This window comes from Dehalococcoidia bacterium, assembly GCA_035574915.1.
In the GTDB taxonomy this organism is placed as follows: domain Bacteria; phylum Chloroflexota; class Dehalococcoidia; order DSTF01; family WHTK01; genus DATLYJ01.
Genome location: DATLYJ010000093.1, coordinates 1 through 14,374, shown reverse-complemented (window position 1 = coordinate 14,374; position 14,374 = coordinate 1). Strand labels below are relative to the sequence as shown.

General features: G+C 70.1%; 11 protein-coding genes. 3 read left to right on the top strand and 8 right to left on the bottom strand.

What is annotated here, in order from left to right:
- The 3 genes from VNN10_08925 to rnc all read right to left on the bottom strand — a co-directional run.
- The coding region (locus VNN10_08925) for a signal recognition particle receptor subunit alpha (GenBank protein HXH22140.1) at positions 1-393 on the bottom strand (393 nt) is incomplete at its 3' end.
- Between the two features lie 124 nt (positions 394-517).
- Positions 518-4,105: a chromosome segregation protein SMC gene (gene smc / locus VNN10_08920; GenBank protein HXH22139.1), complete on the bottom strand. Its 3,588-nt coding sequence runs from the start codon at positions 4,103-4,105 to the stop codon at positions 518-520.
- A 37-nt stretch (positions 4,106-4,142) separates the two neighbouring features.
- Positions 4,143-4,856, bottom strand: a complete 714-nt coding sequence (gene rnc / locus VNN10_08915) for a ribonuclease III (protein ID HXH22138.1) — start codon at positions 4,854-4,856, stop codon at positions 4,143-4,145.
- A 301-nt stretch (positions 4,857-5,157) separates the two neighbouring features.
- Here rnc and VNN10_08910 point away from each other — a divergent pair, with 301 nt between their 5' ends.
- From VNN10_08910 to VNN10_08900, 3 genes are read left to right on the top strand one after another with little or no spacing between them, the layout of a single operon-like run.
- Complete coding sequence (locus VNN10_08910) at positions 5,158-6,450, top strand: hypothetical protein (GenBank protein ID HXH22137.1); 1,293 nt, start codon at positions 5,158-5,160, stop codon at positions 6,448-6,450.
- Positions 6,447-6,677, top strand: coding sequence for a hypothetical protein (locus VNN10_08905; protein HXH22136.1), 231 nt, complete (start codon positions 6,447-6,449; stop codon positions 6,675-6,677). Before VNN10_08910 ends, VNN10_08905 begins: the two co-directional genes overlap by 4 nt.
- A 1-nt stretch (position 6,678) precedes the next feature.
- A complete protein-coding gene (locus tag VNN10_08900) occupies positions 6,679-7,020 on the top strand; it encodes a hypothetical protein (GenBank protein ID HXH22135.1) in 342 nt (113 codons plus the stop codon).
- 59 nt (positions 7,021-7,079) lie between these two features.
- Here VNN10_08900 and VNN10_08895 read toward each other — a convergent pair whose 3' ends face one another.
- From VNN10_08895 to VNN10_08875, 5 genes are all read right to left on the bottom strand, one after another.
- Positions 7,080-7,619 (bottom strand): hypothetical protein, encoded by a 540-nt coding sequence (locus VNN10_08895; protein HXH22134.1) that lies wholly within the window; start codon positions 7,617-7,619, stop codon positions 7,080-7,082.
- Positions 7,616-10,504, bottom strand: a complete 2,889-nt coding sequence (locus tag VNN10_08890) for a helicase C-terminal domain-containing protein (protein ID HXH22133.1) — start codon at positions 10,502-10,504, stop codon at positions 7,616-7,618. The genes VNN10_08895 and VNN10_08890 overlap by 4 nt, the downstream gene beginning before the upstream one ends.
- Positions 10,505-10,602: 98 nt before the next feature.
- Positions 10,603-11,886, bottom strand: coding sequence for a CoA transferase (locus VNN10_08885; GenBank protein ID HXH22132.1), 1,284 nt, complete (start codon positions 11,884-11,886; stop codon positions 10,603-10,605).
- A 76-nt stretch (positions 11,887-11,962) separates the two neighbouring features.
- On the bottom strand, positions 11,963-13,249 hold the full coding sequence (locus VNN10_08880; GenBank protein ID HXH22131.1) for a CoA transferase: 1,287 nt from the start codon (positions 13,247-13,249) through the stop codon (positions 11,963-11,965).
- 51 nt (positions 13,250-13,300) lie between these two features.
- Positions 13,301-14,374: nitronate monooxygenase family protein (locus tag VNN10_08875; GenBank protein ID HXH22130.1), on the bottom strand; the 1,074-nt coding region annotated here is incomplete at its 5' end.

The following is a 14,374-nucleotide window of genomic DNA, read 5'->3' as shown; positions in this document are numbered from 1 at the left end:
CCAGAGCGCACCCCTCAGCGGGACCGAGTCCAGAAGGTCGACCATCTCGTCCTTGAGGAGCTGCCGCACCTCGTGGGCCTCGCGAACGCGCTCCTTCTCGACGCGCTCGCGCACCCGGGCCAGGATCTTCTCGGTCGTCCGAAGGCCGACGTCTGCGCCCAGCATGATCTCCTCCAGCTCCAGCCAGAGGTCCTCGTCGATCCTCCCCCGGTCGAGGATGCTCGCAATGCGGCCGAACCAGCTGCGCCGCGTCCGCGCCAGCGCCTGCTCCGTCTTCTGCTCGGCGATGCGCTGGGCCTCGCTTGGCTCCTCCGCCAGCGGCTCTATCGCAACGGCAGCCTCAGTCTCGCGCTCGGGGGCGTCCTGCTTCGGGCGACGACGAAAAAACGGCACTAGGCACTACCTCCAATTTCGATCATAGAGCATGGCCGGCGGCCGGTAGTCCGGTCGCACCGGCCTCCGGCCGGGACGCGGAGACCGCGGTCCTCGGTGAGCGCGAGTTGAATGCGGGGCGGCCTCACTCCGGCTGCGGGTCGCTGAGCCGCAAGGAGAGGACCTTGGACGTGTTGTCCGGGCCCATGGAGACGCCGTAAATCACGTCCGCGGCCTCGATGGTTCGCGGATTGTGGGTGATGATGATGAACTGCGTCTTCTGCGCCAGCTCCCGCACCGCCTCCACGAAGCGGCCGACGTTCGCCTCGTCCAGCGCCGCGTCCACTTCGTCCAGCACGCAGATCGGCGAGGGGTGCGCGTCCAGGAGGGCCAGGAGCAGGGCGACAGCGGTAAGCGCCCGCTCGCCGCCCGACAGCATGGCCAGCGTGCTTACGCGCTTGCCCGGCGGCTGCGCGATGATCTCGAGGCCGGAATTCGCGTAGTCCTCCGGCTGCGTCATCTGGAGGCGAGCCTTCCCGCCGGCGAAGAACTGCTCGAAGTAGCGCTGGAAGCCGCGGTCCACGACAGCGAAGGTCGACTTCAGGCGGTCACGGATGTTCGTCTCCAGCTCGTCGATGGCGGAGAGCAACGTCTTCTCGGCTTCCGAAAGGTCGTCGACCTGGCCCTTCAGGAAGTCGTAGCGCTCCTTGCTTTCCGAGAAGTCCGCCGCGGCCTGCTCGTTCACCGGGCCCAGGGCGCGGATCTGCCGCCGCAGCTCGGCAATGCGCTCCCGCAGCTCGACAACGTCAACGTTTGCGCCGCCGCGGATCGGTGGCAGGCCGCGAGCCTGCATCGGGGCGTCGGCGATGACTACGGCGTTGCCCTCGGGCCGGAAGCCCTCGGCGGCCATGGCATCGCGCAGCTGATCGAGCTCGTCCGAGTGCAGCTTGACGCTGGCCTCCGCTTCCATGTGCGCGCGTTCTGCCGCTAGCAAGCGTGAGCTCGCGGCGGCGAGCTGCTCCCGCATGCTCTTCTCCCGGCCCTGGAGGTGCTGGAACTCCTGCTCCGCCGGCTCCATTTCTGCCAGCAGCTGCGAGAGCAGCTCCTGGGCCGACTTCTGTTCTTCAGCCTGCGCCTCCACGCGGGCGCGCAGGCCCTGCACTTCGGAGTCGAGGGCCCTGAGCGACTCTTCGCGGCCCTTGATCTGCGCCTCGATCCTGGCGAGGCCCGCCTGCAGCATTTCTACCTGGCGGGCAAGCGACTTTGCCTCGCCCTCGAGGTCGGCGTGGGCCGCAGCCGCCTCAGAGACCGCGTCGATCGCCTGGTTGCGGCGCGCGGTCAGGGTCGCGGCGGCGGTGCGGTCTTTCTCCAGCGCGTCGCCTACCGACTTCAGGTCCGCCAGCGCCCTCTCTCGCTCGGCGCGCAGCTGGTCGCGCCGCTCGCGCCAGTCCGTGTGGCCCGTCTCGCCCCGCCGCAATTCGGACCAGAGCGAGCGCGCCTCGCTGCGCAGCAAGATCAGGCGGCCCCGGCTTTCGAGCAGCGCGGCCTGGCGGCGCCCGAGCTCTTCTCTCAGAGACTCCAGCCGCGGTTCCACCCGTGCCAGCGCTGCGCTCGCGCCCGCTAGCGAGTCGCGCTCCCGCCGCAGATGGGCCTCGATCTCTTGCTGGCGTGACTCCACCATCGCGATCTCGTTCGGCAGGTCGTCGAGCTCGCGCTGCCTCGTGAAGGCCTCCTCCGATGCCCTGGAGACGCCGCCGCTTAAGGCCCCACCGGGCCGCAGCAGCACACCTTCGAGCGTCACCACGGACCCCATGCCCCGTCTCAGCACTTGCTGGGCTAACGGGAAGGTCTCGACGACTATCGTCCGGCCGAGAAGGGTGTCGATGAGCGGCCGGAAGCGGTTCTCACAGCGGACGAGGCGTGAGGCGACCCCGATGACGCCCTTCTCGCGCATGAGGTTCACCGGTGGCATCGCCCGCAGTGTGTCGAGTGGGTACATGAGGGCGCGGCCCGCTTCCCGGCTCTCCAGGACCTCGATCGCGTTCATCGCGGCGGCAAGGTTTTCGAACACCAGCGCCTGGACGTTCTCCGCTAACGCTGCCTCGATGGCCCGCTCCAGGCCCGGCGGTACCCGCACCAGGTCGCGGACCAGCCCGAGCAGACCCTCGACCGCGGCCTGGCGGCCGTCGCCCATCAGGGTCCGCACACCGGCATCGACGCCCTCCTGCACGGCCTGGAAGCGGCGCAGCATCTCGTAGCGGGCGTGGAGCTGCATCAGTCGCGTGGCCACCTCCCCCGCCTGCGCCTCGAGGCCGGCGACGGCGGCACGCCCCGCCTCGACCATGGCCGTGAGGCCGGCACGCTCCTGCTGCGCCTCCGAGACCTCCCGCTCGAGCGCGTGGAGCCGCTCGAGGTGGCCCCTGAACTCGCGCCCGTAGGCTGCGAGTTGGCTGATCAGCTCCCGCCTCTGGCTCTGGCGCCGGAGCGCGTCAGCCTGTACTCGGTCCTCTTCGTCGCCCAGGCGGTTGAGGGTGCTCTCGGCCTCGGCCGCGGCGCGGCGGGCGCGTTCGATGCGCTCCTCCGCTTCCGCGATGCGCCGGCGGAGGCCGGCGTTCTCCTGCTCCAGGGCGTTCAGTTCCTGGCGCCGCGTCTCTATGAGCGCCTTCGCTTCTTCGATCTCGGGCTTCAACGCCAGCTCGCGCAGGCGCGCCGCCTCGAGCGAGCGTTGCACGTCGGCGCGCTCGGCCCGGAGCGACTGCAGCTCCTCATCGATCTCGCGCTTGCGGACAAGGTGCGCCTCGATGCGCTCGCGGTCGAAGCCGAGCCTCTGTTCCAGGCTGTGGACCCGGTCGCTCAGCTCCCGTTCACGGCGCCGGCGGGCGGCAAGCTCCTTCTCGTGTTCCTCGATCGCTGCCGAAAGCGCGGCGAGACCTTCCTCGCACGCCTTCGCCTCGCGGCGGGCGAGTGTGAGCGCCTGCTGCTTCTGGTCGGCAGCGGCGCGGCTGGCGGCGAGGGCCTCCTGCGCCTCGCCCCAGAGCTGGCCGTAGAGCGCGTGCAGGGCCTGCGCCAACTCGCGGGCAAGGGCCTCGTGCTCCGCGGCGCGGCTCGCCTGTTTCTCCAGGTGCTGGAGGCGCGGCCCGATTTCGTCCAGGAGCAGGTTCACGCGCTCCAGGTTTTCACGCGTCGCCGCCAGCCGGTCACGCGCCTCGTCGAGTCGGTTACGCAGGAGCCGCACGTCCGCAGCCTCTTCCAGGAGGCGGCGCCGCTCGTCGGGACGCATGACCAGCACTTCTTCCACGAGCCCCTGGCCCATGAAGGCGTAGCTGTTCTGCCCCACCTGGGCGCGCAGGAACAGGTCCAGCACGTCGCGCAGCCGGACCTTTGCCTTGTTGATCAGGTATTCGCTTTCGCCGCTCCTGTAGGCGCGGCGCGAGACGACCACCTCCGAGTAATCGACCGGCAGCCAGTTGTCGGAGTTGTCGAGCGTGATCGACACCTCTGCCATGCCGACGGCTGCCTTCTGGCTTGAGCCGGAGAAGATGACGTCTTCCAACCGCCGGGCGCGGAGGTTGCGCGCCGCCTGCTCGCCCAGGACCCAGCGCAGCGACTCGGCGACGTTGCTCTTGCCGGAGCCGTTGGGCCCGACGATCGCCGTGATGCCGGGGCCGAACTCGAAGACGGTGCGGGAGAGGAAGCTCTTGAACCCCTGTAGCTCCAGGCGTTTCAGGTACATGCGCGCTTCCCCTCATAGTCCGGGGCCGAGGGGCTGCTCATGCCTGCCCTCCAGCCTCAGCCTCGGAGGCCAGCCGCTCCAGCGCCCGCCCGGCTGCTTGCCGCTCGGCTTCCTGCTTGCTCAGCCCGACGCCGCTGGCGAGGACTCGCCCCTGAACGCTTACCTCCACGGTGAACACCTTGCGGTGCTCCGGGCCTTCTTCGTGCACGGTCCGGTACGAAGGCGCCCGCTGCCAGCGCGCCTGCACGACCTCCTGCAGGCGCGACTTCGGGTCGATGGGCGTCGGACGCCGGTTGAGGTGTCGTATTTCGTCGCCGATGGCGTTCATGATGAACTTGCGCGCCTGCGATAGCCCGCGGTCGATCGCGATCGCGCCCACCAGCGCCTCGAACAGGCCGGCGAGGTTCGCCGCCCGGGCGCGGCCACCGGCGGCCTCTTCGCCCCTGCCGAGCAGGAGATAGTCCCCGAGACCGAGCTTACGGGCGAAGTTCGCCAGGCTGTCGCGCTTCACGAGGTGGCCGCGCCACTCCGTGAGGTCGCCTTCGGTGCAGGTGGGACAGTCGCGAAACAGGCGCTCCGCGACCACGTAGCTCAGGACGGCGTCGCCGAGGAATTCCAGGCGCTCGTTGGACTGCAGGCCCTCGGCCGGGTTTTCGTTCAGGTAGGAACGATGGACGAAGGCTTCGCGCAGGATGGCGCGGTTCTTGAAGACGATGCCGATGGCAGCCTCGACGCTCTCCTCGAACGTCACGCCGCGCCCGCCGTCAGGGGGACCGCGCTGCGCGCGCCCCACAGCCAGTACGTCCTGTCGTTGAGATGCAAGTAGACCTGGCATGGGCGGGCGGGCACCCGTTCTCCCCCAACGCCGCCACCCTCTTATCCCGCGACTGGTCCGCCGGATGGACCAATAGCAAGATGAGCGGGCACCGGGTAGTAAGGTCGGCCCCGGCCGAGGCGCGGGCTTCGGCTCAAGCCGTCGGGATCATAGGGGCGCTGTTGCCGGGGTGTCAAGGACAAAGCTGGGAAAGCGTATAATCAATATCGCAGTTTCGATGGCATCCACCATTCGTCTCGATCTCCTGGACCGCTTCCGCGCTGGCCTGAGCCAGGCCGAGGCCGCGGCCGTCGAAGCCGCAACGCGAGCTGCTGGCGAGGCCGGGGCCGCCCTCTTCCTCGTCGGAGGGCCGGTTCGCGACCTGCTCCTAGGCCGCCGCGCCTCTGACATCGACCTCGCGGTTGAAGGAGACCTCGACGTCCTTACCGCTCGCCTCGAGGCCGCGACAGGCCTGCGCCTGGTCCGTCACGGCCGCTTCGCCACGTCGACCCTGCGCGGCGAAGGCTTCAGGATCGACCTCGCCCGCACGCGCCGGGAGCGCTATCCGCGCCCGGGCGCGCTCCCTGAAGTCGAGGCCGCTTCGGTCCTGGAGGACCTCGCCCGCCGCGACTTCAGCGTGAACGCCATGGCGCTCCGCCTGACGCAGCCCGCGGGCGAGCTGCTGGACCCCCACGGCGGCGTCGCCGACACCGGCCGCCGCCTCGTCCGCGTGCTTCACGACCGCAGCTTCCAGGACGATGCCACGCGCATGCTCCGCGCCTGCCGGTACGCCGCCCGCCTGGGCTTCGACATCGAGCCCGGGACTGCCGCCCTGATTCGCCGCGACCTCCGCTTCCTGGATAACGTCAGCGGCGCGAGGCTGCGGCGGGAGCTGACCCTTGCCTTCAAAGAGCCGTCGGCGGTGGATGCCATTGCCCGCGCGCGCGATCTCGGCATCCTCGCGGCGATTCACCCCCTGCTCGCGCCCGAGCCCTCAGTCTTTCCCGCCTGGCGGCAAGCCATCGCGGCCGAGCACCTCGCGCCCGTCGAGGAGCTCGGGATCTGCCTCGTCTCGCGCTGCCGCGACGCCGGTGACGTGCGCGTCCTTTCGGAGCGCCTGCACCTCACGGGCCGTCTCGAGCGCGTGCTGGCCGACCTCGTGCGCCTGCAAGAGATGTCGGATAAGCTTGAGCAGCCAGACCTGGCCATCCCGGAGGCCGTGGAGGCGCTCGATGGCTTCCTACCGGCTGCCATCTGGGCCTTCGCCCTCGAGACGGGGGGCGCAGCCGGGGAGCGCTGCCTGCGATACCTCCGGCACTGGCGCCGGGTGCGCCCGGCCCTTAACGGGCACGACCTCGAGGCGATGGGTGTGCCGCGCGGACCGGCGCTGGGCGCGCTCCTGCGGGACCTCCGGGTGGCGCGGCTTACCGGCGAGGCGAGGAGCAGGGCGGACGAATTGGAACTGGTGCGGAGGAAGCTGCCGTTAACGGCGCCAGGAACAGAGTCTCGAGGCAAGAGGCAAGATCGATGACCGGGGCCATCTGCCACGTATGCCTGGAGGCGCTCGTTGCACCCAATGTCGCCGGCTGCCTGGCCTGCCACCGCGACTTCCACCTCCAGATGCGCATCGACGTCCCGGGCAAGGACTGCGGTGAGGTCTGGATCCACGAGGAGCGCCTCCACCTGGTCTTCGGCTGCCGCGAGTGCCTGGAAGCGGGCGAGTTCGGCGCCGAAGCGCCCCTCCGGCGCGAGGCCTGAGGTGTCGAGCCGCCGCCGCCAGCCGCCGAAGACCGGCGTCAAGCCGGCGGACTGGGACTTCTTCGCTTTCCCGACCTTCTTCGGGTTCTCCTTCGGCATGTTCCTCGCCACGATCCTCATCATCATCGGCCTGATCGACATCGTTTACCTGGCGTCCCTCATGGCCGTCGCTTTCAGCCTCGCGCACCTCACGACGCGGGCCATAGCCCGCTACCGTCAGGAGAAACGCAAGGAGCGCGAGGAGGAAGAAGAGCGCGAACGCCGTGCCCTGGCCGCGCGCGCCCGCGCCGCCGCGGAGGAGCCCGATACCCAGCGCCGGCGCCGCCGCCGGCGCCGCGCCTGAGCTCTTCGCGCGACCTCATGCGCAACGTGGCAGTCCGGGCGCAGGGCGGCGCTCGCCCCTCACACGCCCCGGGCACTGCCCCCGCGGACCTGAGCGTCTCGCGCCATCCATAGCCCGGGCGCCGGCTTGCCGTTGAGCCCCACAGGCGCCCAGGGAGCGTCCTTACGTGTGAGGGGCCCGTAGCCCAGGCGCAACCAGAAGTACACCGCCAGGCCGCGCCCTTCCGGCACGGGCGCCAGGAAGCGCCGTGTCCCCCATCGCTCCTCGATCCGGCGCTCCAGCGCCAGGACCGCCTCCCCGCCGAGGCCGCGGAAGCGCTCCGCCGGGTCAATGCCGGCAAACGGCAGGCAGGCCGCGCCTCGCTCCGGTTCGTGCGCAAGGACCACCACGAGGCCTACCGCCTCTCCCGATCGCTTGCTAACCAGAGTGGCATCGCCCGCCTGGACGTGCGCAAGGAGGTCATCCAACGTCCACTCCGGTCCAAGCGCCCCCTCGAGCCAGGTCATCCCCACGACGATGTCCCTGCCTGCCGCAGAGAGCGCGAGGCGCGCGGTCTCGGCTATCTCACCGGCGCGGAACAGAGGCTGAGGCTGCGTCAACTCGCTTGCGCCGGCTCGACCCGGCCTGCTGCCGCCACGGCGGGCGGCCGCGACAGCCAGGCCTCGATTGCTCCCGGCACCTCGCGCGCGGCGAGGTCGCGGACAGTGCAGCGCGGCAGCGAGCGGAGAAAGGCCTCGCCGTACTTCCGGCTGCGGATGCGCGTATCCAGGACCAGCAGCACGCCGCGGTCGGTCCGGGAACGGATTAGACGGCCGAATCCCTGGCGGAAGCGAAGGACGGCCTGCGGCAGCGCGTACTGGTCGAAAGGCTCGTCATACAGGGCCGAGCGCGCCTGGTAGATGGGGTCCGTGGGCACGGCGAAGGGCAGCCGCGCGATCACCAGCAGCGACAGGGCTTCGCCAGCCACGTCCACGCCCTCCCAGAACGACGCCGTCCCGAGGAGCACGGTGCGGTTGTTCTCGCGCAGCGCCGCGAGGAGTTGCCGCGGCGAGCCGTCGACGCCGTGGGCCAGCACGAGGATGCCCTCGCTCTCCAAAGGCGCCTTGATCTGCTCGTACGCCGCCATGAGAGACCCGTAGGAGGTGAAGAGCAGCAGGGCGCGGCCGCCGCTCGCCCGGCAGGCCTCGACCAGCAGCTCCGCCGTCTCCAGCGCATATTCGCGGTCGTTGGGCTCGGGCAAGTCGCGCGGCAGCACGATGAGCGTCGACTCGGGATAGTCGAACGGCGACCCGAGCAGCAGCTCCTCCGCCTCGTCCAGCCCCACACGCTCGCGGAGGTAGGCGAACGAACCTTCGGCGCTCAAAGTCGCGCTGGTGAGGACCACGCTGTCCTTTCTCTCGAAGAGCTCCCGCCTCAGGATCTCCGAGACCTGGAGCGGTGCGGTGCAGACAGCGACTTCGCCGGTCCCCCTCTCGCGCTCCAGCCAGCAGATGAGGCTTGCGTCCTCGCTCAGGAGCGCCGCCCCAAGTCCTTCCATCAGCGAAGACGCCTCCTGCCATAGCCCGGCGACCTCGGCCGTCAGGCCCTCCTGGTCCATGAGGCCGTAGCCGGCGCTCTCCAGGAGCCCGTGTACGTCCGCCAGCAGGCCGGCCAGTTGTCGCAGGGCCGCATGCAGGTCCTCGGCCGCGATCTGGACATCCGACCACAGGGGCTGAACGCGGGTCGCGCGCGTGATGAGCAGGCGTTCCTCGGTTTCGCGGTCGCTGGCGCCGTGCTCGCGCAGGACCCGGTTGAGAAGACGGAAAGGCGTCGACAGCCGCTGCCGGGCCCTGCCGGCGGCGTCCAGCAGCGCCGAGCCGACACCCGCGATATAGGCGCCCGGCCCGAGCACCTCGCCCGAGCCGCGCGCCGCTTCCTGCAGCGAGTGCACGAGGCTGCCGCGGTCGCCGGCGCGCCGGCCGATGCGGTCGAGGAAGGCAGCGACATCACCCTCGGACGCCCGGAAGGCGAGGCGGCTCGTCGCCTCGTCCTCCAGGTTGTGCGCCTCGTCGACCACCAGGCGTGAATACGCCGGCAGGACGTGGCCGCCCGTCGCTATGTCGGTCAGCAGCAGGGCGTGGTTCACCACCAGGATGTGCGCGGCCTCGGCCCGTCGCCGCGCCCGCAGCAGGAAGCAGGCGCCGCTGCGCGCGAAAGAGCAGCCGTTCGTGAGGCAGGCCGTGTCCTCCGCGGACAGCTTCGACCAGGCGCCCTCGAAGCTCGAATGCAGCCCCAGTTCGGCGCGGTCGCCCGTCTGCGTGCGCGTCAGCCAGACGAGGAGCCGCGCCTGCAGTATGGCCTCCTCCTTCGTCGCCGGCGGCGCGAAGCGCGATGCGCTCCAGCGCTGCAGGCACAGGTAATTGCGCCTGCCCTTGAGCTGCGCCGTCCGCAGCTCTTGTCCCTCGGCCCGGCGCACCAACTCCTGTACCACCGGCAGGTCCTTCGCGAAGAGCTGCTCCTGCAGACCCAGCGTATCGGTCGACACGACGACCCGCTCGCCCGTGCGCACGGCGTGCAGCGCCGCCGGCAGAAGGTAAGCCAGCGACTTGCCCACACCCGTTCCCGCTTCGACCACCAGGTGGTGGCGCTCGCGCAGGGAGCGGCTCACGGCTGCGGCCATCTCCTCCTGCTCCAACCGCCGCTCGAACCCGGCGCCGAAGTGCTCCGGCAGGCTCGCCGCCAGCGACAGCAGCCGCAGGGACTCCGTATCCGAGGCCGGAGCGGCGCCCTTGATAGCCTGCAACGGCCTGGGCGGCTCGCCGGCCGGGGCGAGCAGTTCCTCGGCCGAAGCGCCGGCGCGGCCGTCCCCGGCCCCTCCGCCCGCGGCGAGCACGTCCGCGATCACCGCCGCCAGGGACCAGCCCCCCGCCGCCGCCAGCCGCCCGACCTGCTCCAGCAGCCACGACGGCAACTCCGCCAACCGCTGGCGCAGCGCCAGGAAGACGAGCCTGGACGCCTCGGCGTCGGCCAGGGCCCTGTGCCGCACGGGGAACTCGATGCCCAGGTGCGCGGCGAGGCCCCGCAGGCTGTAGTCGCTGAGGCCGGGAAGCAGGAGTTGCGCCAGCTCGAAGGTGTCGATTGCCGCTCCCGGCGGCACCACGCCGCCGCGCTCGAGGAAGGCGAGGTCGAAGGCGATGTTCTGCCCGACGAGCGGGCTCGACCCTATGAACTCGCGCAACTCGCCCGCCACGGAGGCGAATCGAGGCGCCGACTCGAGGTCGGCAGCGCGGATGCCCGTCAGGCGCTCGACCTGGTAGTCGGGCAGGCGATAGGGCCGGACGAAGGTCTGATACGTCTCGGTTGCGCCTTCGAGGTCAAAGGCCACGGCGCCGACCTCGATGACCTCATCGGCGTCGGGGTCGCGGCCGGTCGTCTCAGTGTCCAAGGCGACGTAGCGGGTCGTCGTCGTAAAGTCTCCGGCCGCAGGCGCGGCCAACTCGAACATATGGGCGAAGACGCGGCCATTCTAGCGAGTGACGTGATGCCCGTTCAAGCCGCCAGAGGGGCTGCACCCCCCGATCCCTGGAGGCCGACCGCTGGCCGCTAGTACAGCACCTGGTCCGCCACCAGGTCCGCGATCTCCTCGTCGCTCAGCCCGATGATCTCCTTCGCCACGTACATCGTGTGCTCGCCGAGCAGCGGCGCCGGCCTCACCGGGCCGCCAGGAGTCTTCGACATCTTGAAGGGGGAGCCGTCGTAGGCAGCGCGGCCGGTCTCGAGGTGGTCCAGGTAGACGTAATAGCCGCGCGCCTTCAGATGCTCATCGTGGTCCAGCACGTCCTCGGAGGTCTGCACGACGCCCGCGGGCACGCCGGCGGCCTGCAGGCGCTCCATCAACTCCTCGGCCACCTGGTCACGGCTCCAATCAGCCACCAGGCGTTCCAATTCGTCCTCGTTCGCCTTGCGCCCCTCGAGCGTGCTGAAGCGCGGTTCGGCCGCCCAGGCCGGCTCGCCCATGACCTTCCTCAGCGCCCGCCACTGCTCGTCCGTGAACACGGCGATAGCGATCCAGCGGTCCTCTTCCGGCGGCGGCTGCGTCATCCCCAGCGGCAGCGGCGCACCTTCGATGGGAGGCGTGGTCGGCCTGGGCCGGCAGGGGAAAACGCCATGCGGCGCCGCGTTCTCCTGGCGGTTGCCCTGGCGCGTCTGGACGCGGCCGTTTGCCGTGTAATCGATGATCGCCGGCCCGACCACCGCCATCGTCGACTCGAGCTGAGCGATCTCGATGTACTGGCCCCGCCCCGTCCGCCGGCGATGCCGCAGCGCCGCCAGGACGGCTATCGTCTGGTGGCCCGGGTTGATCACGTAGTCGGGGTAGTTGGTGCCGACGCCGATCGGCGGGCGGTCGGGGTAGCCTGAAAGGTGGCTGAGGCCGGTTATCGGCGTCATGACGGCCCCGAAGGCAGAGAACTCGCGATGCGGGCCCGTCGTGCCCGCCACCGGCTGACGCACGAAGATGATGTCCGGCTTCACCGCCGTCATCGCCTCGTAGCTCAAGCCCCATTTCTCGAAGACGCCGGCCTGGTAGTTCTCCACCACAACGTCGCTCTTCGCGATCAGGCGGAGGGCGATGTCCCGCGCACCCGGCTTCGACATGTTCAGCGTGAACGAGAGCTTGTTCGAGTTGAAGTTGTTGTAGTAGCCGCTCACGTTGTAGCCGGTCTTGCCCGGCGGCGCCGGCTGCGTCGTGCGCAGCCCGTCCACGCGCGCCTCCGACTCGACGCGGATGACCTCCGCGCCGTACCAGGCCAGGGTCTGCGTGCCGATCGGGCCCGCCCCGTACCACGAAAAGTCCGCCACACGGATGCCCTCGAGCGGCGGCTTCATGACGCCCCTCGCCCCGACAAATGCCACGCGGCCGCTCGGAGCGCGGCCGAAGTGGCTCCACGCGTTCGCCCGGCCATCACACGACCCCTCGCGCCTTCAGCGCAGCCAGCTCCCCGGCTCCCACGCCAATCTCTCCGTAGACCTCTGCGTTGTGCTCACCCACCAGTGGCGCGCGGCGGCGTACGCGCGCCGGGCAGTCGCTGAGGTGGTAGGGGACGCCGGGGAACTTGATCGTCATGCCGAGTTCGGGGTGCGGCACCTCCTGGAACCAGCCCCGCGCGATCAGCTGCTCGCTCTCGACGATGTCCTTCGGGTCGTTCGCCGCCCCGATCAGGAAGCCGTGCTGTTGGCCCCGCACGTAGATCTCCGTCTTGCGGCGGGACTTCAAGAACACCTTCGCCTGGTCGGCGACCTTGCCGATGTGGCCCTGCATCCTCTGCATGACCGCCGGGTCGCGCGCCATGCCACGGCCAGCAGAAGCGACCTCTTTGAGGTCCGCCAGCACGCCGGACTCGACGAGGTCGCCAGCGGCGCCCTCCTCCACCAGCCACTCCACGAATGCGGCCAGGGGCGCGCCGGCGCCGGCAAGGCCGATCATCGAGAAGACGTAGCCGTCCGCCACCTCTTGCAGCCCGCCAAGACGTATCGCCTGTTCGGCGCCGCCAACGCGGCGCCGGGCGCGGTGGAGGAAGTCCCACGTCTGCATCGCCGTCTCCTGCGCCATCGAAAGCGACTCCTGGATGCTGACGTCGACCCATTGCCCTTCACCCTGGAGGTCACGGGCCGTCACCGCCAGCAACGTGCCGATGGCCGCTTCGACGCCGGCGCAGTAGTAGGCCTGGCTCGGATAGGGCCGATACGGCGGCGCGTCTACGAAGCCCGAAAGCGTGAGGATCCCGGACATCGCGACGTCGATGAGGTCGCTCCACTCCCAGCCGGAGTGCGGGCCAGTCTGCCCGAAGCCGGTCACGGAGGTCAGGATGATGTCCGGCTTCACGCGCGTGAGGTCGTCATATCCGAGGCCCAGGGACGCCAGGAAGCCGGGCTTGAAGCTCTCCACGATGACGTCGGCACTGGCGGCGAGCTTTAGGAAAAGCTCTCGACCCTCTGGCTTCGCGATGTCCAGGGTCACGCCGCGCTTGCTGGTGTTGAAGTAGAGATGCTGGATGCTGCGCTCAGGGTCGCGGATATCGCCCACGAAGGGGCCGAGGCGGCGGATCGGCGAACCGCCCGGCGGTTCGACGCGGATTACATCCGCCCCGAGGTCCGCCAGGAGCTTCGTGCAGTACACCGCCTCCTCGCCCGCGAGGTCGAGGACGCGCAGATCGTCGAGCGCTGAGGAATCGCCGGTTACCGGTAGCAACCCCTGCCCCTTCGGCCTGCTCCCGCCGGGGGAGAGTACTGGCGCTGCATCCTAAACGGAAATGATGACGCGGCTGGACGAAAGCTCGGACAGCACCCTGACCGCGCCCTCCACCATCTCTTCCAGGACCTCGCGCGCGGGCCGGATCTTCGTCAGCATGCCGCTGATCTGGCCGGCCGGGTTCATCATCAACTCCGGCTTGCCAGACGCCCGCGCCGCCGCTGTCACCCGGCCGGAGACGATGCCCTGCATGCCCATGGGTAGCGCCTGCAGACCCGACTCCTCCCAGTACTCGATCAGCGGGTTGTTGATGTTGCGCATCGTCTTGCCTGAGTAGAGGCGCGTGACGCGCGTGTCCTCTTCCGTGGCTTCGATGATGCGCTGCTTGAGCTCCGGGAGCACGTTCGCCTCGTATGTGGCCAGGAACGCGGTGCCGACCCAGACGCCCTGCGCCCCGAGGGCCAGCGCCGCGGCCACCCCGCGACCGTCCCCGACGCCGCCGGCGGCCACCACCGGCGTCGGCGCGACGGCGTCGACGACCTGGGGCACCAGGGCGAAGGTGCCAATGCGACCGGTGTGCCCGCCAGCTTCGTAGCCCTGCGCGACCACTACGTCTGCGCCTCCTTCGGCGACGCGCCGCGCATTCTTGACGTTGCCCACGAGGGCCATGACCTTCGTCCCGACATCGTGGAAGCGCTGCACATAGGGCGCCGGGTTGCCGAGGCCGGAAGCGAAGACCGCGACCCGCTCCTCGAGGATCGCCTCGACCTGCTGCAGTTCGCGGCTGCGCCGGTCGCGAGCTTCGGCGGCCTGGGCCTGCCTGTCAGGCGGCGGCTGGGGCGGCGGTGGCGGCTGCAGCCCGAAGCGCTCGATCGCGCTCTCCACCCACTCCTTGTACTGCGGCGGCAGCATGTCCAGGGGCGAGCGCGGCGCGCCATTGCCCGGCGAGGGCCCTGCGGCAGACATTGGGGGCGCCTCCGCCGTGTTCCCGGGCAGCAGTATGTCCACGCCGAAGGGCTTGCTGGTCAGCTTGCGGATCTTGGCGCACTGCTCGTGGATCTGCTCCGGCCCGAGCCCGGCCGCGCCGAGGACACCCAGCCCGCCTGCCTCCGAGACCGCGGCAAC

What these genes read in the sequence shown, in the direction of transcription:
- smc (HXH22139.1), bottom strand. Translation starts at nt 4,105, where the DNA reads ATGTACCTGAAACGCCTGGAGCTACAGGGGTTCAAGAGCTTCCTCTCC.
- VNN10_08910 (HXH22137.1), top strand. Translation starts at nt 5,158, where the DNA reads ATGGCATCCACCATTCGTCTCGATCTCCTGGACCGCTTCCGCGCTGGC.
- VNN10_08905 (HXH22136.1), top strand. Translation starts at nt 6,447, where the DNA reads ATGACCGGGGCCATCTGCCACGTATGCCTGGAGGCGCTCGTTGCACCC.
- VNN10_08890 (HXH22133.1), bottom strand. Translation starts at nt 10,504, where the DNA reads ATGTTCGAGTTGGCCGCGCCTGCGGCCGGAGACTTTACGACGACGACC.
- VNN10_08885 (HXH22132.1), bottom strand. Translation starts at nt 11,886, where the DNA reads ATGAAGCCGCCGCTCGAGGGCATCCGTGTGGCGGACTTTTCGTGGTAC.